The 20,610-nt window shown below is 68.2% G+C and carries 20 protein-coding genes; 16 read left to right on the forward strand and 4 right to left on the reverse strand.

All coding sequences use genetic code 11. The features are described 5' to 3' along the window. The first annotated feature begins 23 nt into the window (after positions 1 to 23). The 9 genes from G6N34_RS09795 to xerD all read left to right on the forward strand — a co-directional run bounded on the left by G6N34_RS09795 (position 24) and on the right by xerD (position 9,482). Positions 24 to 206, forward strand: a complete 183-nt coding sequence (locus G6N34_RS09795) for a hypothetical protein (protein ID WP_085150335.1) — start codon at positions 24 to 26, stop codon at positions 204 to 206. Between the two features lie 7 nt (positions 207 to 213). Then, entirely contained in the window at positions 214 to 1,023 is an 810-nt protein-coding gene (locus G6N34_RS09800; RefSeq protein WP_085150337.1) for a TlyA family RNA methyltransferase, read from the forward strand. Continuing rightward, on the forward strand, positions 1,020 to 1,943 hold the full coding sequence (locus tag G6N34_RS09805; RefSeq protein ID WP_085150339.1) for an NAD kinase: 924 nt from the start codon (positions 1,020 to 1,022) through the stop codon (positions 1,941 to 1,943). Before G6N34_RS09800 ends, G6N34_RS09805 begins: the two co-directional genes overlap by 4 nt. 3 nt (positions 1,944 to 1,946) lie before the next feature. Then, positions 1,947 to 3,713, forward strand: coding sequence for a DNA repair protein RecN (gene recN, locus G6N34_RS09810; protein WP_085150341.1), 1,767 nt, complete (start codon positions 1,947 to 1,949; stop codon positions 3,711 to 3,713). Positions 3,714 to 3,804: 91 nt separating this feature from the next. Further along, positions 3,805 to 4,989 carry a putative cytokinetic ring protein SteA gene (gene steA / locus G6N34_RS09815; RefSeq protein WP_085150343.1) on the forward strand — a complete coding sequence of 395 codons (1,185 nt, stop codon included), beginning with the start codon at positions 3,805 to 3,807 and terminating at the stop codon, positions 4,987 to 4,989. A gap of 36 nt (positions 4,990 to 5,025) precedes the next feature. Further along, positions 5,026 to 5,967 carry a copper transporter gene (locus G6N34_RS09820; protein ID WP_085150344.1) on the forward strand — a complete coding sequence of 314 codons (942 nt, stop codon included), beginning with the start codon at positions 5,026 to 5,028 and terminating at the stop codon, positions 5,965 to 5,967. 179 nt (positions 5,968 to 6,146) lie between these two features. Next, complete coding sequence (locus G6N34_RS09825) at positions 6,147 to 7,916, forward strand: CTP synthase (protein ID WP_085150346.1); 1,770 nt, start codon at positions 6,147 to 6,149, stop codon at positions 7,914 to 7,916. Then, positions 7,909 to 8,538 carry an NUDIX domain-containing protein gene (locus G6N34_RS09830; RefSeq protein ID WP_085150348.1) on the forward strand — a complete coding sequence of 210 codons (630 nt, stop codon included), beginning with the start codon at positions 7,909 to 7,911 and terminating at the stop codon, positions 8,536 to 8,538. The genes G6N34_RS09825 and G6N34_RS09830 overlap by 8 nt, the downstream gene beginning before the upstream one ends. Further along, entirely contained in the window at positions 8,535 to 9,482 is a 948-nt protein-coding gene (xerD, locus tag G6N34_RS09835; protein ID WP_085150350.1) for a site-specific tyrosine recombinase XerD, read from the forward strand. The genes G6N34_RS09830 and xerD overlap by 4 nt, the downstream gene beginning before the upstream one ends. Here the strand turns inward: xerD and G6N34_RS09840 are convergent. The 4 genes from G6N34_RS09840 to G6N34_RS09855 all read right to left on the reverse strand — a co-directional run bounded on the left by G6N34_RS09840 (position 9,479) and on the right by G6N34_RS09855 (position 13,912). Next, on the reverse strand, positions 9,479 to 10,450 hold the full coding sequence (locus tag G6N34_RS09840) for a pyridoxal phosphate-dependent aminotransferase (protein ID WP_085150395.1): 972 nt from the start codon (positions 10,448 to 10,450) through the stop codon (positions 9,479 to 9,481). The genes xerD and G6N34_RS09840 overlap by 4 nt on opposite strands. Before the next feature lie 69 nt (positions 10,451 to 10,519). Beyond that, complete coding sequence (locus G6N34_RS09845) at positions 10,520 to 11,536, reverse strand: 3-oxoacyl-ACP synthase III family protein (RefSeq protein WP_085150352.1); 1,017 nt, start codon at positions 11,534 to 11,536, stop codon at positions 10,520 to 10,522. Next, positions 11,521 to 12,210: a DUF8713 domain-containing protein gene (locus G6N34_RS09850; RefSeq protein WP_085150354.1), complete on the reverse strand. Its 690-nt coding sequence runs from the start codon at positions 12,208 to 12,210 to the stop codon at positions 11,521 to 11,523. Before G6N34_RS09850 ends, G6N34_RS09845 begins: the two co-directional genes overlap by 16 nt. After that, positions 12,191 to 13,912, reverse strand: a complete 1,722-nt coding sequence (locus G6N34_RS09855) for a thiamine pyrophosphate-binding protein (protein WP_085150356.1) — start codon at positions 13,910 to 13,912, stop codon at positions 12,191 to 12,193. Before G6N34_RS09855 ends, G6N34_RS09850 begins: the two co-directional genes overlap by 20 nt. 271 nt (positions 13,913 to 14,183) lie before the next feature. On the opposite strand from G6N34_RS09855, the gene G6N34_RS09860 reads away from it, so the two are divergent. From G6N34_RS09860 to G6N34_RS09890, 7 genes are all read left to right on the forward strand, one after another. Further along, positions 14,184 to 15,047: a ParA family protein gene (locus G6N34_RS09860; RefSeq protein ID WP_085150358.1), complete on the forward strand. Its 864-nt coding sequence runs from the start codon at positions 14,184 to 14,186 to the stop codon at positions 15,045 to 15,047. Continuing rightward, positions 15,044 to 15,883 (forward strand): segregation/condensation protein A, encoded by an 840-nt coding sequence (locus tag G6N34_RS09865; protein WP_179965738.1) that lies wholly within the window; start codon positions 15,044 to 15,046, stop codon positions 15,881 to 15,883. The genes G6N34_RS09860 and G6N34_RS09865 overlap by 4 nt, the downstream gene beginning before the upstream one ends. Next, positions 15,880 to 16,650 carry an SMC-Scp complex subunit ScpB gene (gene scpB, locus G6N34_RS09870; protein ID WP_085150360.1) on the forward strand — a complete coding sequence of 257 codons (771 nt, stop codon included), beginning with the start codon at positions 15,880 to 15,882 and terminating at the stop codon, positions 16,648 to 16,650. The genes G6N34_RS09865 and scpB overlap by 4 nt, the downstream gene beginning before the upstream one ends. Further along, entirely contained in the window at positions 16,650 to 17,399 is a 750-nt protein-coding gene (locus G6N34_RS09875; RefSeq protein ID WP_085150362.1) for a pseudouridine synthase, read from the forward strand. The genes scpB and G6N34_RS09875 overlap by 1 nt, the downstream gene beginning before the upstream one ends. A gap of 44 nt (positions 17,400 to 17,443) precedes the next feature. Continuing rightward, a complete protein-coding gene (gene cmk / locus G6N34_RS09880) occupies positions 17,444 to 18,112 on the forward strand; it encodes a (d)CMP kinase (RefSeq protein ID WP_109788360.1) in 669 nt (222 codons plus the stop codon). Beyond that, on the forward strand, positions 18,109 to 19,518 hold the full coding sequence (gene der, locus G6N34_RS09885; RefSeq protein WP_085150367.1) for a ribosome biogenesis GTPase Der: 1,410 nt from the start codon (positions 18,109 to 18,111) through the stop codon (positions 19,516 to 19,518). The genes cmk and der overlap by 4 nt, the downstream gene beginning before the upstream one ends. A 146-nt stretch (positions 19,519 to 19,664) precedes the next feature. After that, entirely contained in the window at positions 19,665 to 20,432 is a 768-nt protein-coding gene (locus G6N34_RS09890; RefSeq protein WP_085150370.1) for a sulfite exporter TauE/SafE family protein, read from the forward strand. The last annotated feature ends 178 nt before the right edge of the window (positions 20,433 to 20,610 follow it).

Below are 20,610 nucleotides of genomic sequence, written 5' to 3' on the forward strand. Positions count from 1 at the left end.
AATCGACTAGCGTAGGCGTCGAGATGACCACCGACCCGAACCAGATCCGCTCCTTGATCAGCGCGATCCTTGCTGAACTGCCCGACACCGATTCGGAGTCCGGGCCGACCACGGCTGGCGAAGTAGACATCGACACGATCGCTCAACGACTCGAAGAGGCGCACGACGTGTTGGTGATTGCGCTGGAGTCGGTCGAGAAGGGCTGAGCAGACCATGGCACGGCGTACGCGGGTGGACGCCGAGTTGGTCCGCCGTGGACTGGCGCGGTCGCGCCAGCAGGCGGCCGAACTCATCAGCGCGGGTCGGGTCAGTATCGACGGCCTGCCTGCCGCGAAACCGGCGACCTCCATCTCGATTGATGCCTCCCTCAAGGTCGCCGACGACGGCGAGCGGTCGTGGGTGTCGCGAGGCGCCCACAAACTGATCGGCGCCCTGGACGCCTTCGGGATCGACGTGTCGGGTCGGCGCTGCCTGGACGCCGGCGCCTCCACTGGTGGCTTCACCGAAGTGCTGTTGGATCGCGGCGCTCGCGAGGTCGTCGCGGTGGACGTCGGCTACGGCCAGTTGGCCTGGTCATTGCGCTCGGACGAGAGGGTCGTCGTCATCGAACGCACCAACGTCCGCGACCTGACACCCGAGACCATCTCCGGGCCCGTCGACCTGGTCGTGGCCGATCTGTCGTTCATCTCGCTGGCCACGGTATTGCCCGCGCTGACCGCGTGCTGCGGGCCCGACGCCGATATCGTTCCTATGGTGAAGCCGCAGTTCGAGGTCGGTAAGGGCCTGGTGGGCGCGGGAGGTGTGGTGCATGAACCGGACCTGCGCGCCGACGCGGTGCTGCGGGTCGCGCAGCGTGCCGCCGAATTGAACTGGCACACCATGGGTGCGGTCGCCAGTCCGCTGCCGGGTCCGTCGGGCAACGTGGAGTACTTCCTCTGGCTGCGCGGCCACGCCGAGCAGGCGCTGTCCGATGAGGATCTGGAACCGGCGATCCGACGCGCCGTCGACGAAGGGCCCCGATGACCGCCGAACGCACTGTGCTGATGGTTGTCCACACCGGCCGTGACGAGGCCACCGAGGTCGCACGTCGCGTGGAGAAGGTGTTGAGTGACAACGGAATCGGGCTTCGGCTGCTGACCGCTGCGGCGGTCGACCGCGGCTCGCTGAAGTTGGCGCCCGACGATGTGCGCACCCTGGGCGTCGAGATCAACGTCATCGACCCCGAGGAACAGGGCGCGCACGGCTGCGAACTCGTGCTGGTCCTCGGTGGCGACGGGACCTTCCTGCGGGCCGCGGAACTGGCCCGCGACGCCGACATCCCGGTGCTGGGGGTCAATCTCGGCCGCATCGGTTTCCTTGCCGAGGCGGAGGCCGACGCGATCGACAGCGTGCTGGAACACGTCGTCAAACGCGACTATCTGGTCGAGACCCGGATGACGCTCGACGTCGCGATCAGCGTCGACGGCGTGGTGCTCAGTCGTGGCTGGGCCCTCAACGAGGCCAGCCTGGAGAAGGGCCCGCGGTTGGGTGTGCTGGGCGCATTGGTCGAGATCGACGGTCGCCCGGTGTCGTCGTTCGGTTGTGACGGCGTGCTGGTGTCGACGCCGACGGGGTCGACGGCGTACGCGTTCTCATCCGGCGGTCCGGTGCTGTGGCCGGATCTGGAGGCCATCCTGGTGGTGCCGAACAACGCGCACGCACTGTTCGCGCGGCCCATGGTCACCAGTCCCGCGGCGGTGATCGCCGTGGAGAGCGACGCCGACAGCCATGACTCCCTGGTGTTCTGCGATGGCCGTCGCGAGATGGTGCTGCCAGCGGGCGGCCGGATGGAAGTCACCCGGTCGGCCAAACCAGTCAAGTGGATTCGTCTCGACAGCGCCCCGTTCACCGACCGCCTGGTGCGCAAGTTCCGGCTGCCGGTCACCGGGTGGCGCGGAAGGTAGACCGTGCTCTCCGAAATTCGCATTGAGTCTCTGGGCGCGATCAGTGCCGCCAACGCCGAGTTCGACCGTGGCTTGACCGTGCTGACCGGCGAGACCGGCACCGGCAAGACGATGGTGGTCACCGGCCTGCACCTGCTCGGCGGCGCCCGCGCGGACGCCAACCGGGTGCGCTCGGGTGCGCAGCGGGCCGTGGTGGAGGGTCGGTTCACCACGACCGACATCGACGGCGACCTGGTCTCGCAGGTCGACGAGATCCTGGACGCCTCGGGCGCCGAACGCGACGAGGACGGCAGCGTCATCGCGTTGCGCTCGGTCAGCCGCGAGGGCCCCTCGCGCGCCTACCTCGGTGGGCGCAGCGTGCCGGCGAAGTCGTTGAGCACCTTCACGACCCAGCTGCTGACGCTGCACGGCCAGAACGACCAGTTGCGGTTGATGCGCCCCGATGAGCAGCGCGCGGCGCTCGACCGGTTCGCTGATGTCACCGACAAGCTGCAGCGCTACCGCGCGCTGCGCGACGAGTGGCTGCAGGCGCGGCGTGATCTGGTCGAGCGCACCAACAGCGCCCGTGAACTCGTGCAGGAGGCGGACCGGCTGACGTTCGCGCTGGAGGAGATCAACGCGGTCGATCCCACTCCCGGCGAGGACGAGGCGCTGGTCGCCGAGATCCGGCGGCTCTCGGAGTTGGACGCCCTGCGGGAGGCCGCAGCGTCAGCACGGATGTCGCTCAGCGGTGGCGACGAGGCCGACGGGGCGACGGACACGTCGTCGGCCGCGCAGGCCCTGGCGCAGGCCTCGGCCGCGCTCGAGCACACCGACGACGCGACGCTGCAGGGCCTCGGTCAGCAGCTCGCCGAGGCGCTGACCGTCGTCGCCGACGTGTCCCGTGAAGTCGGCGCCTATCTCAACGACCTGCCCAGCGACGCCAGCACGCTCGAAGCCAAGCTCGCGCGCCAGGCCGAACTGCGGACCCTGACTCGCAAGTACGCCGCGGACGTCGACGGGGTTCTGGCCTGGGCCGCGCAGAGTCGCGAGCGGTTGGCCCAACTCGACGTGTCCGAGGAGGCGCTCGCGGGCCTGCAGAAGCGCGTCGACGAACTGGCGGCCCGGGTGGCCGAGGCCGCCGGGGGATTGACCCGGGCCCGCACCAAGGCCGCGAAGTCACTGGCGAAGGCCGTCACCGCGGAGTTGGGTGGCCTGGCGATGGCGCAGGCCGACTTCACGATCGGCGTCGCGCCGATCCCGGCGGCGGTCGACGACTCCGCGCCGTTGACGCTGCCGACGGGTGAGGTCGTGCATGCCGGGTCGGCCGGTGTCGACGCGGTCGAGTTCGGGTTCACCGCGCACCGCGGTGCGACGGTGCTGCCGCTGGCCAAGAGCGCCTCGGGCGGTGAACTGTCGCGCGTGATGCTCGCACTCGAGGTCGTGCTCGCGGCCTCGGTGGAGGGCACCACGATGGTGTTCGACGAGGTGGACGCCGGCGTGGGTGGCCGTGCCGCGGTGCAGATCGGGCGCAGGCTTGCGCGGTTGGCGCGCACGCATCAGGTGATCGTCGTGACGCACCTGCCGCAGGTCGCGGCCTACGCCGACACACACCTGATGGTCGACGCCGTCGGCGGGAACGGTTCGAGCAGGGTGCGTCGACTCGACGACGACGAACGGGTCGCCGAACTGGCACGCATGCTCGCCGGGTTGGGCGAGTCGGACACCGGACGAGCGCATGCGCGGGAGTTGCTGGCCGCTGCACAGGAAGATCGCGTTTCCGCTTCATAGCTGTTGCGGATGTGACGCAATGTGACTTCTGAGGCAGATGTTACGGCGCGCCTCCCGGGGTGAACCGAGATCGCCCGACAGAATCGGCGCCATGAGGATGGCAGCGCTTCTGACACGTAATGGCACCTCTCGGCCCGGCGTGGTCGGTACGGCACGGGTGGATCGAGACATCGACCGCCTGCTGCGCCGGATCGAGCCTGGCGACATCGTCGTCATCGACGTGTTGGACCTCGACCGCGTCACCGCCGATGCCCTGGTCGACGCGCAGATCGCGGGTGTCGTCAACGCCTCGCCGTCGATCTCCGGCCGCTATCCGAACCTGGGCCCCGAGGTTCTGGTCAACAACGGCATCGTGCTCATCGATGAGACCGGCCCCGAGGTGTTCAAGAAGGTCAAGGACGGGGCCAAGGTGCGCCTGCACAACGGCGGCATCTACTCCGGTGACCGGCGGCTCATCCTGGGCACCGAGCGCACCGACGAAGAGGTCATCGAGAAGATGCACGAGGCCAAGAGTGGCCTGGTCAGTCACCTCGAGGCGTTCGCGGGCAACACCATCGAATTCATCCGCAGTGAGAGCCCCCTGCTGATCGACGGCATCGGCATCCCCGACATCGACGTCGACCTGCGTCGCCGCCATGTCGTCGTGGTCGCCGAGGAGCCCACCGCGGCCGAGGACCTCAAGAGCCTCAAACCCTTCATCAAGGAGTACCAACCCGTTCTGGTCGGGGTCGGCACGGGCGCCGACGTCCTGCGCAAGGCCGGTTACCGACCCGCGCTGATCGTGGGCGACCCCGAGCAGATGAGCGCCGAGGTGCTCAAGTCCGGCGCCCAGGTCGTGCTGCCCGCCGACGCCGACGGGCATGCCCGCGGCCTGGAGCGCATCCAGGACCTCGGTGTCGGGGCCATGACCTTCCCGGCGGCTGGGTCGGCCGCGGATCTGGCCCTGCTGCTGGCCGATCACCACGGCGCGGCCCTGATCGTGACCGTGGGCCACACCGCCACGATCGAGGAGTTCTTCGACCGCACGCGGCAGCAGAGCAATCCCTCGACGTTCCTGACACGGCTCAAGGTGGGCGAGAAACTCGTCGACGCCAAGGCCGTCGCGACGCTGTACCGCAGTCGGATCTCCGGCGGGGCCGTCGCGCTGCTGGTGCTTGCGATGCTGGTCGCGGTGATCGTCGCGCTGTGGGTCTCGCGCACCGACACCGTTGTCATCGAGTGGGCGACGCACTACTGGAACCGCCTCACACTGCTGGTCCACGGCTGGATCACCTAGGCCGCGCGGGCACTTCTTCGGCAGAAAGGAATCGCCGTGATATCCCTACGCTCGCATGCCATTTCGCTGGCCGCGGTCTTCTTGGCGCTGGCGGTCGGCGTGGTGCTGGGGTCGGGTCTGCTCTCCGACACGCTGCTCTCGAGTCTGCGGGAGGAGAAGCGCGACCTGCACGGACAGATCAATGCGCTGACCAACGACAAGAACGCACTCAACGAGCGCCTGCGGGCCGCGGACGACTTCGACACCCAGGTGGCGCCGCGGATCGTGCGCGACGCGCTGGCAGGCAGATCGGTCGTGCTGTTCAGGACGCCGGACTCGAATGACGACGACGTCGACGCCCTGGATCGGTTGATCCGCGACGCGGGCGGCACCGTCGGCGGGACGGTCAATCTGACACAGGAATTCGTCGATGCGAACTCGGCTGAGAAGCTGCGGACCGTGGTGAACTCGCCGATCCTGCCCGCAGGCACGCAGTTGAGCACCACGTTGGTGGACCAGGGCTCGCAGGCCGGCGACCTGCTGGGCATTTCGATGCTGATCGACCGGGACCCGAAGGCGCCGCGCGTCGATGACCTGCAGCGCCAGACCGTGCTCACCGCCCTGCGCGACACCGGGTTCATCACCTACTCCGGTGACAACGTGGGCGCGGGGGACACCGCGATCGTCATCAGCGGTGGACCGCTGGGAGACGAGGGCGGCAATCAGGGCGCCACCGTCGCGCGCTTCGCGGCGGGCCTGGCCCCGCACGGTTCGGGCACCGTGCTGGTCGGCCGGACGGGGTCCGCGACCGGTACGGGAGCGGTCGCGGTGCTGCGTTCGGACGCCGGTCTGACCGCGGCGGTCAGTTCGGTCGACGACATCGACGCCGAGTCGGGTCGCATCACCGCCGTCCTGGGCCTGCAGGACCTGATCAAGGGCGCAAAGCCCGGTCAGTACGGCGTGGGTCAGGGCACCACCGCCCTCACCGTCGCCCAGTAACCGCCCAAGCGGACACGTGGGCGAATTTGTGCGTGCGAGTGGCCGCCGCCATATCGTCGATCTCGGTGTGAAACGGACAACCCCCGGCGCGTCAGCAACGACCTGTCGGGGTCGGTGTTAAGGTGGACTTCCGTGGGTCAGCAGGCCCAATTCCTGCTCCATCTCCACGGAGGTTGCACTTGCCATCGCTACGCAAGCATCCACAGACCGCGACTAAACACCTGTTCGTCAGCGGCGGTGTGGTGTCCTCGCTCGGCAAGGGTTTGACCGCCAGCAGTCTCGGACAATTGCTCACCGCGCGTGGGCTTCAGGTCACGATGCAGAAGCTCGATCCCTATCTCAACGTGGATCCGGGCACCATGAACCCGTTCCAGCACGGTGAGGTGTTCGTCACAGAGGACGGCGCCGAGACCGACCTGGACGTCGGGCACTACGAGCGGTTCCTGGACCGCAACCTCTCCGGTTCGGCGAATGTGACCACGGGACAGGTGTATTCGTCCGTCATCGCCAAGGAGCGCCGCGGCGAATACCTCGGTGACACCGTGCAGGTCATCCCGCACATCACCGACGAGATCAAGCGCCGCATCGTGGCGATGGCCGAACCCGACAGCGACGGCAACCGTCCCGACGTGGTCATCACCGAGATCGGCGGCACGGTCGGCGACATCGAGTCGCTGCCGTTCCTCGAGGCCGCACGGCAGGTGCGACACGAGGTGGGGCGCGACAACTGCTTCTTCCTGCACGTGTCGCTGGTGCCGTTCCTCAAGCCCTCGGGTGAGTTGAAGACCAAGCCGACGCAGCACTCGGTGGCGGCACTGCGCAGCATCGGCATCTCGCCGGATGCGCTGATCCTGCGCTGCGATCGTGACGTGCCCGAACCGCTCAAGAACAAGATCGCGCTGATGTGCGACGTCGACATCGACGGTGTCATCTCGACTCCCGACGCGCCGTCCATCTACGACATCCCCAAGGTGCTGCACCGCGAGGAACTCGACGCCTACGTCGTCCGTCGGCTCAATCTGCCGTTCCGCGATGTGGACTGGACGCAGTGGAACGATCTGCTCGAGCGCGTGCACGAGCCCAACGAAACCGTGCGAATCGCTCTGGTGGGCAAGTACATCGACCTCTCGGATGCCTACCTGTCGGTCGCCGAGGCGCTGCGCGCGGGCGGCTTCAAGCACCGCACCCGTGTCGAGATGCGCTGGGTGGCCTCCGATGACTGCGAGACCGAGGCGGGCGCCGCGGCGGCCCTCAGCGAGGTCGACGGCGTGCTGATCCCCGGCGGATTCGGCATCCGCGGCATCGAGGGCAAGCTCGGCGCCATCCGCTACGCCAGGACACGGGGCATCCCGTTGCTGGGCCTGTGCCTGGGACTGCAGTGCATCGTGATCGAGGCGGCCCGGTCCGTCGGGCTCACCGAGGCCAGTTCGGCCGAGTTCGACCCTGACACGCCGGACCCCGTCATCGCGACGATGGCCGATCAGGAGCGCATCGTCGCCGGCGAGGAGGATCTCGGCGGCACCATGCGCCTGGGTGCCTATCCCGCTGTGCTGCAGAAGAAGTCGATCGTCGCGGAGGCGTACGAGGCGACCGAGGTCTCGGAGCGGCACCGGCACCGCTATGAGGTCAACAATGCCTACCGGGACAAGATCGCCGAAAGCGGACTGCGGTTCTCCGGGACGTCTCCGGACGGTCACCTGGTCGAGTTCGTCGAGTATCCGCCCGAGGTGCACCCGTTCCTCGTCGGCACTCAGGCACATCCCGAACTGAAGAGCCGGCCCACGCGGCCGCACCCGCTGTTCGCGGCGTTCGTCAAGGCGGCGATGGAATACAAGGCGGCCGAACGTCTTCCGCTGGACCCCTCGGAGCTGAAACACCGCCACGACGGCGGCGACAGCGATCACGCCGCTGAGGACGAGCTGATCTCCGAGTCCGCGGCGCGTGGCTGAGCACGGGTTCGACACGGTCTCCAGCGAGACCGTGTACACCGGCAAGATCTTCGCGCTGCGCGCCGACGACGTCCTCATGCCCGGCGGCAACGTCGCTCGCCGAGAGGTGATCGAGCACTACGGTGCCGTGGCCGTCGCGGCGATCGATGAGGACGACAACGTCGTGCTGGTCTACCAGTACCGGCACGCGCTGGGCCGACGCCTGTGGGAACTGCCAGCGGGCCTGCTTGACCTCGACGGTGAGCCGCCTCAGGACACCGCCGCGCGCGAACTGGCCGAGGAGACCGGCCTGGCGGCGCAGGACTGGTCGGTGCTGGTCGACCTCGACTCCACACCGGGCTTCACCGATGAGAGCGTGCGGGTGTTCCTGGCCACCGGCCTGAGCGAGGTGCAGCGCCCGGAGGCCGACGACGAGGAGGCCGACATGCGCGTCGAGCGCGTCCCGTTGGCCGACGCGGTGCAGAAGGTGTTCACCGGCGAGATCGTGAACTCCACTGCGGTGGCGGGCATCCTGGCCGCCCACGCGGTGCGCACCGGGGTGGCTCAGGCGCGGCCTGTCGGCGCCGACTGGCCCGACCGTCCGCATCGGTTCGCGGCACGGAAGCGGTCGGCCACGACGTGACCACGTTCCGGCCCGCGCTCGACGCACAGTTGCAGGGGTACCTCGACCACCTGGCGATCGAGCGTGGCGTGGCCGCGAACACCCTGAGTTCCTATCGGCGCGACCTGCGCCGCTATCAGGACCACCTGACGCTGCGCGGAGTCGACGACTTGGCCAAGGTCAGTGAGGCCGACGTCAGCGAGTTCCTGGTCGCGTTGCGGCGCGGGGACCCGGATGCCGGGACCACACCCCTGTCGGCGGTGTCGGCCGCGCGGGCGCTGATCGCGGTCCGCGGCCTGCACCGGTTCGCGGCCGCCGAGGGACTCACCGACGTCGACGTCGCGCGGGCCGTGAAACCGCCCACCCCGTCGCGTCGGCTGCCGAAGGCGCTGTCAGTGGACGAGGTGCTCGCACTGCTCGAGGGCGCCGGCGGCGACAGCCCGTCGGACGGGCCGCTGACCCTGCGCAATCGGGCGCTGCTGGAACTGCTCTACTCGACGGGTGCGCGCATCTCCGAGGCCGTCGGCCTGGACGTCGACGACGTCGACACCCAGTCCCGTGCGGTCCTGCTGCACGGCAAGGGGGGCAAGGAGCGCCTGGTCCCGATCGGCCGACCCGCGGTCGCGGCGCTGGACGCCTACCTGGTGCGGGGCCGTCCCGACCTGGCTGGCCGGGGTCGAGGCACTCCGGCGATCTTCCTCAACGCCCGCGGCGGGCGTCTGTCCCGGCAGAGCGCCTGGCAGGTGCTGCAGGACGCCGCCGAACGCGCCGGGATCAGTGCCGGGGTGTCACCGCACACCCTGCGGCATTCGTTCGCGACGCACCTCCTCGAAGGTGGCGCCGACGTCCGCGTCGTGCAGGAACTGCTCGGTCACGCATCGGTGACCACGACGCAGATCTACACCATGGTGACGGTGCACGCGTTGCGCGAGGTGTGGGCCGGAGCCCACCCACGAGCCCGTTAGGCGACTCCCGACGCGAGCGCGGAGAGCACCGCGTGGCTCGACTGCCGGGTGCCGATGGTGATCCGCACTCCGCCGCCCGCGTAGCCGCGCACCCGCACCCCGGTCTCGGCGTACATCCGTTCGGGGCTCGCGAGACCGTCCGGTACATACAGGTAGTTCGCGTGGGACTCGGTGCAACCGACACCGAGGGCGCGCAGGCGCGCATGCAGATAACCGCGTTCGTCGACAACGGCCCGGATGCGCTGGTCGAGTTGCCGTTCCGACCGGTACGACGCGACGACCGCGGCAAGGCTGGTGACGGTGCTGCCGAACGGCAACTGCATGGTCCACAGCGTGCGGGCGATGTGCGGCGCACAGCACCCGTACCCGGTGCGGATGCCTGCCAGCCCGTAGGCCTTGGAAAAGGTCCGCACCGCAAAGACATTCGGGAAGTCATCGATGAGCTTCGTGATGTCGATCCGGTGCCTGGGCTCGACGAACTCGATATAGGCCTCATCGAGCAGGACGACGGTGTCGCGGGAGAGGCGCATCAGGAATCTGCGCAGCTTCGCCTCGGACTCCAGCGTGCCGGTCGGGTTGTGCGGCCGACAGAGCACCACGACTCGGGCGCCGACGGCGGCCTCGGCCATGGCGTCGAGATCGTGGTGACCGTCGTCGTCCAACGGCACCGGAACGCAGACCAGCGACGCGATCTGGGCGAAGATCGGATACCCGTCGAACGTCGGATAGGGCAACACGATCCGATCGCCCGGTGACGTCAGCGCCCGCAGGGCCTGCATGATCACACCGGTGGCCCCTGCACCGATGACGATGCGCTCATGGGCTACGCCCAAGTGGTCGGCGATCACGGCGCGCAGTTCGACGGGCAGGAACTCGGGGTAGCGGTTGGCCGCGCGCGCGGCCCGCGCCATCGCGGCCTGTACCGAGGGCAGTGGTGGGAACGGATTCTCGTTGAGCGACAGGGCCATCGGATCGCTGCCGTCGGGCAGCGCGACGCGGTCGAGTGGGCTCAGGCTGCGCAGAGGCTTCACGGCGGGCTACCCCCGTCCGCCCCATCGGATCGCGGCCGCCCCGGCGAAGTCTCCGGCGTGCGCGAATCCTGCCATCAGTGCGATGTCACCAGGTTTGACCTGACCGTCGTCGATCGCGGTCGCGAAGTTCACCGGAATGCCGACGGCGAAGAGGTTGCCGCATTCGTGGAACGTGTCGCGGTGGCGTTCGCGCGGAAGTTCCAGTGCCTCATTCCAGTTGCGCAGGAACACCCGGTTGGGCTGGTTGGTGACCAGCAGGTCGATGTCCTTGGACTTGACGCCGATGCGGTCGCAGACCGTCAGTGCGACCTCGGGTACCACGCGGTTGCCGCGGGCCAGCACTTTGCTGATCTTGGCCTCGTTGAAGCTGACGTAGCCTTCGCCGGATCCGGCCTGCCACCACAGTCGGGCGGGGTCGGACGTCAGTGTCATGTCACCGGCGAACTCGCCGTAGTAGCGGCACTCGATGTCGAGGATCGGCGACTGGTCGGACACCGTCAGCAGTCCGACGGCGGCCCCGTCTCCCGGAACGGACGACTGCGCCTTCTTGCGCACCTGCTCCTGCACGAACACCTTGCCCGCGCACGTCTGGGACACCGCGATCAGGGCCGTGCGCCCGGACCCGGAGGCCAGCATCTGCCGCGCCATCTTCATCATCAGGATGAATGCCGCACATCCGCCGTTGTGCACGTCGATGATCCATTCCGGGTTCATGCCCAGACGATCCGCGACCTCGCCGCCGCAGCCGACGATCGGCAGGTCCGGCAGTTGCGAATGGGTCAGCAGCACGTCGACGTCGGCGAGCATCTCCTCGCCGTGTCGCTCGACCAGACCTTCGACGGCGCGTTCGATCATGTCGACGTTGCTGACCTCCAGACCGGCGTGGTGGCGGTACTCCGGCGCCCGGAACATCAGGCTGTCCTTGAGGTCGTCGGTGCCTGCGAACTGTGCGAAATACTCTGCCGGCACGCGATTCTCGGGGAGGTGGGTGGAAACGTCGAGCAGACTCACCGGGTAGCCCATGAAAGGTCTCCTGTCATCCAAGCCGGCTTGATGGGCAGACCGTTGCGGTGCCGGTACTCCGCGATGGCCTTGAGGTTCTGCAGTTCCAGGAAGTGCCCGGCGCCGAACATGTCCCAGAAGTCGCCGACCCACACGGGTCGCTCGGGTGGTGCGGTCTCCGGGTACGGGTTGTGGTCGTAGAACGGGTGGCGGCAGTTGGTCCACAGCACCACCGAACCGGGCCTGTCGAGGACGATCTGCGCGTCGACGACCCGCATCAGGTAGATCATCCAGAGGTGGCGACCCTGGTCCCACGCGCAGTGATAGTCGACAGTGCGGGCCTCCCGGTTGGCGACCGTCCGAGTGAAGATCTGGGTCTCCGATCCGAGCCGGTCATAGGCCAGCCACAGCTCCGGCTCCTCGGTCTTCTCGAATCCGCGCAGGCTGTAGGTCCACTCCTCGAGGCTGCGGGTGTCGGCGAGGTAGTCGAACAGCTCATCCGGCGGACAGTCGACGTAGTCGTTGACCGTGCAGTACGCGCCGAACACCTGGTCGTGCGGGTACACCGACCGCATCATCTCCATGATGATCGGGGTGGCCTTCTCCCTCGGACTGGTTTCGATGCGGTGCACGCCGTCGATCGGGTCGGCATTGCCGGCGTGCGCGACGATGTCCTCAAGCGCGGGCAGCGACATGATTCGTGACCTCTCTCTCGTGTGAATTCGTCTGGGGTCGCGGGGGTGCCGCACCGAGGAACGGTGCGAACGGGGGGATCTCATCGGCGGAGCAGTCGACGCTGATCACCGAGGGACCGCGCATGAGACGCGCGAACTCCAGCGCCTCATCCAGTGCGGGCAGGTCGGATACCTCGGTCGCCGTCAGGGTCGGAAACATCGCGGCCAGACCGGCCGCCAAACGACTGGGCCGGAACCGGTTGTAGGTGTAGTCGCCGCCGTAGAACAACTGCTCGCGCGTGACGCACATGGCGTGCGCGTTGTTGTTGAGCAGGACGAACGTGATGGGCAATCGGTGCTCAACCGCGGTGTGGATCTCCATGCCGTGCATGAAGAAGGACCCGTCCCCGGCGATCACCACCGTGGGCCGTCGTCGCCAGCACGCGACGCCGATCGAGGCGCCGAAGCTGTATCCCATGCCGCCCATGCCGAGGGCCACGAGGAACCTGCCGTCCCGGCGCACGGGCAGGTCGTGGATCGCGGCGGCACCGGTGTTCCCCGCGTCGGCGACGATGTCCACGCCATCAGGCAGATGCTGGTCAAGGGCCGTGATGACGTCGGCGTAGCGGATGCCGGGTCCGTCATGCGGTGGCGGACGCAGCCTGGCCAGCGGCTGGGCCGGCGCCGTGCCGTGCCTGCGGCGTCCGAGGAGCTCCGACAGTTCGGTCAGCGTGATCCTCAGGTCGTCGGAGTGGAAGTGCACCGCATCGACGAAGGGCCGCGCCGAACCGATCGACACCGTGCGGGTCCGGCTCAGGGCCTGCTGGAGTCCGGCGCTGGCGGTCGCGGGCAGCCTGGTTCCGATCAGCAGGCACATCGCAGCAGCGTCGATGGCGTCGGCGACGCCGGGATGGCCCATCACGCCGGTGACACCGACCCAGTCGGCGCCGCGGTGCTCGACGCAGTCCTTGGCGTCGGGTGCGGCCGCGATCCGTGCGCCGAGCGCGGCCCGGAGTCGCTCGACCGCGGGTCGCGCGTCGTCGCGGGCGACCTGATCGCCGACGATGATGGTCACCGGGCCGGAGTCCACGGCGTGCGCGATCAGTCGTGGGTCGACGTGGCCGTTGGGCCGCTGGGATGTGCGGGGTCGATGCGGTTCGCGGTGGGTCTTGGCCTGCTGAATGTCCTTGGGGAGCAGCAGCACTGCGGGCCCGCCGGTGCGCGCGGCGGCGATCGCGTCGCTCACGGCGGTGTGGACCTGTGCGGGCGACTCGATTCGGCGGCAGTACACCGAGATCTGCCCGAAGAGCGCCTCGGCGTTCAACGACCCGCCGCGGCCGCTGGTGTCCTGGAAGCTGCCCCGGCCGTCCATGGCCAGAGGGGCCTGTCCGACGAGGGCCAGGACGGGAACGCGGCTGGTGAACGATTCGCCAAGTGCGGGAACGAGGTTCAGGGTGCCGCCGCCGGAGGTGGCCAGGACGACGCCGAACGGGGCGCCTGCGCGTGCGTATCCGTCCGCCATGTTCGCCGCGGACGCCTCGTGTTTGGCCAGCACGGCGGTGATCTCAGGCCTGGACTGCAGGGCGTCGTAGACATCTTCGATATTGGCTCCGCCGACGCCGAACACATGGGTTATTCCGCTGTGCACCAACGCTTCCACGATCTCGTCGACCACGCGCGGGAACTCGTCGCCGGCGTTCGTCGGCTCGTCGTGTGAAGTCATCAGGCGAACGCCTTCATGGTGGGTCTCACAACCGGTTCACGATGTGGTTTGTCATCTGGTTCATGGATCTGGCCTGAGATGTCGCTGAGAGATCGCCGTGCCGGTGACGGCCGAATCCGGCCCCGAGTTGCCCGCGGAAGCGCACCGGTCCCTGGACAGCGCGGTTATCCGGATCGGACCGTTGCCCGCGGGTCGGCCTTCGCGCGTCGACGTGCGCGTTAGACTTCCCTGCAATGTCCGCCACACGACCGACTGAGGGGGGCGACCGGCCGTGACCGACGAGGCTGCCGATAACACGGAAGTCGGTCTGACGGGGCGCCCGCCGCGTCCGATCCCCGAGCCCCAACCGGTGTCCAGTCATGGGCCCGCCAAGGTCATCGCGATGTGCAACCAGAAGGGCGGCGTCGGCAAGACCACGTCGACCATCAACCTCGGGGCTGCGCTGGCCGAATACGGGCGGCGAGTCCTGCTGGTGGACCTCGATCCCCAGGGCGCGCTGTCGGCGGGGCTGGGCGTGCCGCACTACGAACTCGAGCGCACCGTGCACAACCTGCTGGTCGAACCACGCGTGTCGATCGACGAGGTGCTGGTCAAGACCCGGGTCAGCGGCATGGACCTGGTGCCCAGCAACATCGACCTGTCGGCCGCCGAGATCCAGCTGGTCAACGAGGTGGGCCGGGAACAGTCGCTGGCGCGCGCCCTCCACCCCGTGCTGGACCGCTATGACTACGTGCTGATCGACTGCCAGCCGTCGCTGGGCCTGCTCACCGTCAACGGTCTGGCCTGCTCGGACGGCGTCATCATTCCCACCGAGTGCGAATACTTCTCGCTGCGCGGACTGGCGCTGCTCACCGACACCGTCGAAAAGGTGCACGATCGGCTCAATCCGCGACTGTCGATCAGCGGAATCCTGATCACCCGGTACGACAGCCGCACCGTCAACGCCCGTGAGGTGATGGCGCGCGTCGTCGAGCGGTTCGGTGACCTGGTGTTCGACACCGTCATCACCCGCACCGTGCGTTTCCCGGAGACCAGCGTCGTCGGTGAACCCATCACCAGTTGGGCGCCCAAGTCCTCGGGTGCACTTGCCTACCGAGCGTTGGCCCGCGAGGTCATCGATCGATTCGGAACGTGACGGACAGCCAGCCGCCGAACGGAGCCGATGAGGCAGGGCAGCCGCAGACCGGATTCCAGGTTCGGCTGAGCAACTTCGAGGGACCCTTTGATCTGCTGCTGCAGCTGATCTTCGCGCATCGCCTCGACGTCACCGAGGTGGCCCTGCACCAGGTCACCGACGACTTCATCGCCTACACCAAGGAGATCGGCTCCCAGCTCGAGCTTGAGGAGACCACGACCTTCCTGGTGGTGGCGGCGACGCTGCTGGACCTCAAGGCCGCCCGCCTGCTGCCCGCGGGGCGGGTGGACGACGAGGAGGACCTGGCGCTGCTCGAGGTCCGCGACCTGCTGTTCGCGCGCCTGCTGCAGTACCGCGCGTTCAAGCACGTCGCGCAGATGTTCGCCGAACTGGAGGCCGCGGCGCTGCGCAGCTATCCGCGCGCGGTGGCGTTGGAGGACCGGTTCGCCGATCTGCTGCCCGAAGTGATGTTGGGCGTCGACGCGAAGGCGTTCGCCGAGATCGCGGCGGCCGCGTTCACGCCGCGACCGGTGCCCACCGTGGGCACCGACCACCTGCACCATCCGAAGGTGTCGGTGCCAGAGCAGGCCGAACTGGTGTTGCGGATGCTGGAAAGCCGCGGGCCCGGCGAGTGGGCGTCGTTCACCGAACTGGTCGCCGACTGCGAGATGCCGATTCAGATTGTGGGGCGCTTCCTGGCGCTGCTCGAGTTGTATCGAGCCCGGGCGGTAGCATTTGAGCAAACAGAACCGCTTGGTGTGCTCCAGGTTACGTGGACCGGAGACCGTCTCACGGACCAACAATTGCGCGATGAGCTGGTGGAAGAACAAGAATGACCGACGAGGTGGCAGGTCCTGATGCCGTCGACACCGTGACGATGGCTGACCCGACAGACCCCGGTGACGTCGAATCCGAGGCCGACGCGCTCAGCGCTTCGGAGTCCGAACCCGACGTGGCGATCGAGGACGAACTCGACGACGACGAACTCGGCCGCGTCCTGGAGGCGCTGCTTTTGGTGGTCGACACGCCGATCAGCGTGGATGCCCTGGCGAACGCCACCGGGCAGCCCGCGTACCGCATCATGGCGAAGCTCGCACTGATGGCCGAGGAGCTGATCGCCCGCGACAGTGGCATCGACCTGCGGGAAGCCGCCGGTGGGTGGCGGCTGTACACGCGGTCCCGGTTCGCCCCGTACGTCGAGCGTCTGCTGCTCGACGGCTCGCGGTCGAAGCTGACCCGGGCCGCGTTGGAGACCCTGGCCGTGGTGGCCTACCGGCAGCCCGTGACGCGGGCGCGGGTCAGCGCGGTGCGCGGAGTCAACGTCGATGCCGTCATTCGCACGCTGTTGGCGCGCGGTCTGATCACTGAGGCGGGCACCGACGCCGACAGCGGCGCCGTGACGTTCGCCACCACCGAATTGTTCCTGGAGCGGTTGGGGTTGGCGTCGCTGACCGACTTGCCCGACATCGCTCCGCTGTTGCCCGATGTCGACGTGATCGACGACATCTCCGAGACGCTGGACTCAGAACCGCGTTTCATGAAGCTCGATGGTGGGCCCGCGCCTGAGGTGGCGCCGGCCCTCGATGTGGATGAGGACCAGTGATGTCGGATTCGTCGGTTGAGGGTGTGCGACTGCAGAAGGTGTTGTCGCAGGCTGGAATTGCGTCGCGGCGCGTTGCCGAGAGGATGATCATCGACGGCCGTGTCGAGGTCGACGGCCGGATTGTCACCGAGTTGGGCACCCGGGTGGACCCGGACAACTCGGTCATCCGTGTCGACGGTGCCCGGGTGATGCACGACGACACGCTGGTGCATCTGGCGTTGAACAAGCCGGTCGGCATGCAGTCGACGATGTCCGACGATCGCGGTCGGCCGTGCATCGGCGATCTCGTCGAACACCGGGTTCGCGGCAACAAGAAGCTGTTTCACGTCGGTCGCCTCGACGCCGAGACCGAGGGCCTGATCCTGCTGACCAACGACGGCGAACTGGCGCACCGGTTGATGCACCCGTCGTACGAGGTCCCCAAGACCTATCTGGCGACCGTGGCCGGCAAGGTGCCCAAGGGGTTGGGCAAGAAACTCAAGGCCGGGATTGAACTCGAGGACGGACCCGTGCAGGTCGACGACTTCGCGATGGTCGACTCCATCCCGGGTCGCTCGCTGGTCAAGGTGACCCTGCACGAGGGTCGCAAGCACATCGTGCGCCGACTGCTGGACTCGGTGGGTTTCCCCGTGGAGGCGTTGGTGCGCACCGACATCGGTGCGGTGTCACTGGGGGAGCAGCGTCCGGGAAGTCTGCGGGCGTTGACGAGTAAGGAGATCGGGGAGCTTTACAAGGCGGTTGGGCTGTGAGTGGAGCGAGCGGATGGAGCGCAGCGACTGACGGTGCCCCGCGTGTGGTTGTCGCGATTGACGGACCGGCGGGCACGGGGAAGTCGAGCGTGGCGCGCGGTCTGGCCACCGCGTTGGGCGCCAAGTACCTGGACACCGGCGCGATGTACCGCATCGTGACGTTGGCCGTGCTGCGCGCCGGGGTCTCGCTGGACGACCCCGCGGCGATCGCGGCCCTCGACGCCGACCTGTCGGTGGGCTACGACCCCGCCGACTCGCGCGCTTACCTTGCGGGAGAGGACGTCTCGGCCGAGATTCGCGGTGACGCCGTCACCCGTGCGGTGTCGGCGGTCTCGGCGGTGCCTGCGGTGCGCGCGCGACTGGTGGACCTGCAGCGCGTGCTGGCCGGCGGTTCGGAGAGCGTCGTCGTCGAAGGGCGCGACATCGGCACGGTGGTGCTGCCCGACGCCGATGTGAAGATCTTCCTCACCGCGTCCGCCGAGGTCCGCGCCAAGCGCCGCAACGATCAGAACATCGCTGCGGGACTCGGCGACGACTACGACGCGGTGCTCGCCGACGTCCGTCGCCGCGACCATCTGGACTCGACCCGTGCGGTCTCACCGTTGCGGGCCGCCGAGGACGCGATCGTCGTCGACACCGGTGACATGACACAGCTTGAGGTCATTTCGCATCTGACAGATCTGGTTCAACAACGCAGTGGGGCGGTTCGATGACCGACGAGGACGGCACCTGGTCAGACGAGGGTGACTGGGAGATCGATGCTTCGGACTACGCCGAGGAACTTGAGGAGTTCACCGCACCACCGCCGGTGATCGCGGTGGTGGGCCGGCCCAACGTGGGCAAGTCCACCCTGGTGAACCGCATCCTGGGCCGCCGAGAGGCTGTGGTGCAGGATCTTCCCGGCGTGACCCGCGACCGCGTGTCCTATGACGCGCTGTGGTCCGGGCGGCGAATTGTGGTGCAGGACACCGGCGGTTGGGAACCCGACGCGCAGGGCCTGCAGCAGTTGGTGGCCGAGCAGGCGTCGGTGGCCATGCGCACGGCCGACGCCATCATCTTCGTCGTCGACTCGATCGTCGGGGCCACCCAGGGTGACGAGGCCGCTGCGCGCATTCTGCGCCGGTCCGGCAAGCCGGTGTTCCTGGCGGCCAACAAGGTTGACGGTGAGAAGCAGGAACCCGAGGCCGCCGCGTTGTGGTCGTTGGGCCTGGGGGAGCCGCACCCGATCAGCGCCATCCACGGTCGCGGCGTCGCCGACCTGCTGGACGCTGTGGTCGCCGATCTGCCCGAGGTCTCAGAGGTTGCCGCCAAGTCCGGCGGTCCGCGCCGCGTGGCGCTCGTCGGCAAGCCGAACGTCGGCAAGAGTTCGCTGCTCAACCGGCTGGCCGGTGACGAGCGGTCCGTGGTGCACGATATGGCTGGCACCACCGTCGACCCCGTCGACTCGCTCATCGAACTGGGCGGCAAGACATGGCGTTTCGTCGACACCGCGGGCCTGCGTCGCAAGGTGGGCCAGTCCAGTGGCCATGAGTTCTACGCCTCGGTGCGCACCCATGGTGCCATCGACTCCGCCGAGGTCGTGATTGTGCTGATCGACGCCTCGCAGCCGCTGACCGAACAGGATCAGCGGGTGTTGTCGATGGTGATCGAGGCCGGTCGCGCGCTGGTGCTGGCGTTCAACAAGTGGGATCTGGTCGACGAGGATCGCCGGTATCTGCTGGAGCGTGAGATCGATCGCGAGTTGGCGCAGGTGAAGTGGGCGCCGCGGGTGAACATCTCGGCGATGACGGGCCGGGCCGTGCAGAAGCTGGTGCCGGCGTTGGAGACGTCGCTGGCCTCCTGGGACGCCCGGATCACCACCGGCCAGTTGAACAACTTCCTCAAGGAGGTCGTGGCGGCCACGCCGCCGCCAGTGCGTGGCGGCAAGCAGCCCAGGATCCTGTTCGCGACCCAGGCCACCGCGCGTCCGCCCACATTCGTGCTCTTCACCACGGGCTTCCTGGAGGCCGGGTATCGCCGCTTCCTGGAGCGTCGACTGCGGGAGACCTTCGGCTTCGAGGGCAGCCCGATCCGCGTCAACGTGCGGGTGCGCGAGAAGCGCGGCAAGCCCCGCAAGTAGGCCCACCGTCGTTGGCATGCTTCGGGAGCCGCGATATTGCCTTCAGGGTCGTTGCGGGCGCGCGTTCTACGACCCTGCGTGCATTTTCGGCGGCGTGATTCGTCTCGAGGGCCGCGGGTAGGGTCTGGCGGGTGTCTGTCGCCCACATGATCTTGATCGCGCTCGCCGGAGTCGGCGCCGGCGCGATCAACGCCATCGTCGGATCCGGCACGCTGATCACCTTCCCGACGCTGGTCACGCTCGGCTTCCCGCCGGTCACCGCCACGATGTCGAATGCCGTCGGCCTGGTCGCGGGTGGGGTCTCCGGCACCTGGGGATACCGCCGCGAACTGCGAGGGCAGTGGCACCGACTGCGCTGGCAGATCCCGGCGTCCCTGGTCGGCGCGGGCCTGGGCGCGTGGCTGCTGCTGCACCTGCCGGAGAAGGTGTTCATCCAGATCGTCCCGGTGCTGCTGGTGGCCGCCCTGGTGCTCGTCGTGATCGGACCCCGCGTCCAGTCCTGGGCGCGTGAGCGCGCCGAGCAGGCCGGGCGCTCCGCCGAGCACGTCACCCCGGGACGGATGGCGGCTCTGGTCGCGGGGACGTTCGCGGTCGGGGTGTACGGCGGCTACTTCACCGCGGCGCAGGGCATCCTGCTGATCGCGGTCATGGGCCTGCTGCTGCCCGAGTCGATGCAGCGCATGAACGCCGCCAAGAACCTGCTGTCGTTGCTGGTCAACATCGTCGCGGCGCTCGCCTACACGGTTGTGGCGTTCGACCGGATCAGTTGGTTGGCCGCGGGCCTGATCGCGGTCGGTTCGCTGATCGGCGGCTTCCTGGGCGCCCACTACGGACGGCGGCTGTCCCCGAACGCCCTGCGCGCAGTGATCGTCGTCGTCGGCCTCATCGGGCTGTATCGGCTGTTGTCGGTGTAGGCTGACCGGAATTTGCTGACGTAGGGAGGGACCGGTGGCTCACCAGCCCATGCGCACCGCGCCGTCAGCCCTTGCTGCCCTAGAGCCGTTCTGGCCGTCGCGCCGACTGCTCGCTTTCGACGAAATGTGTTGTACGCGCTGAACTTCGCGCGTCCACATTTCCTTTGGGCCTGTTACG

Source organism: Mycolicibacterium confluentis, assembly GCF_010729895.1.
Taxonomy (GTDB): Bacteria; Actinomycetota; Actinomycetes; order Mycobacteriales; family Mycobacteriaceae; genus Mycobacterium; species Mycobacterium confluentis.

What these genes read in the sequence shown, in the direction of transcription:
- G6N34_RS09795 (WP_085150335.1), top strand. Translation starts at nt 24, where the DNA reads ATGACCACCGACCCGAACCAGATCCGCTCCTTGATCAGCGCGATCCTT.
- G6N34_RS09800 (WP_085150337.1), top strand. Translation starts at nt 214, where the DNA reads ATGGCACGGCGTACGCGGGTGGACGCCGAGTTGGTCCGCCGTGGACTG.
- G6N34_RS09805 (WP_085150339.1), top strand. Translation starts at nt 1,020, where the DNA reads ATGACCGCCGAACGCACTGTGCTGATGGTTGTCCACACCGGCCGTGAC.
- steA (WP_085150343.1), top strand. Translation starts at nt 3,805, where the DNA reads ATGAGGATGGCAGCGCTTCTGACACGTAATGGCACCTCTCGGCCCGGC.
- G6N34_RS09840 (WP_085150395.1), bottom strand. Translation starts at nt 10,450, where the DNA reads ATGGCCCTGTCGCTCAACGAGAATCCGTTCCCACCACTGCCCTCGGTA.
- G6N34_RS09845 (WP_085150352.1), bottom strand. Translation starts at nt 11,536, where the DNA reads ATGGGCTACCCGGTGAGTCTGCTCGACGTTTCCACCCACCTCCCCGAG.
- G6N34_RS09850 (WP_085150354.1), bottom strand. Translation starts at nt 12,210, where the DNA reads ATGTCGCTGCCCGCGCTTGAGGACATCGTCGCGCACGCCGGCAATGCC.
- G6N34_RS09855 (WP_085150356.1), bottom strand. Translation starts at nt 13,912, where the DNA reads ATGACTTCACACGACGAGCCGACGAACGCCGGCGACGAGTTCCCGCGC.
- scpB (WP_085150360.1), top strand. Translation starts at nt 15,880, where the DNA reads ATGACCGACGAGGTGGCAGGTCCTGATGCCGTCGACACCGTGACGATG.
- G6N34_RS09875 (WP_085150362.1), top strand. Translation starts at nt 16,650, where the DNA reads ATGTCGGATTCGTCGGTTGAGGGTGTGCGACTGCAGAAGGTGTTGTCG.
- der (WP_085150367.1), top strand. Translation starts at nt 18,109, where the DNA reads ATGACCGACGAGGACGGCACCTGGTCAGACGAGGGTGACTGGGAGATC.
- G6N34_RS09890 (WP_085150370.1), top strand. Translation starts at nt 19,665, where the DNA reads ATGATCTTGATCGCGCTCGCCGGAGTCGGCGCCGGCGCGATCAACGCC.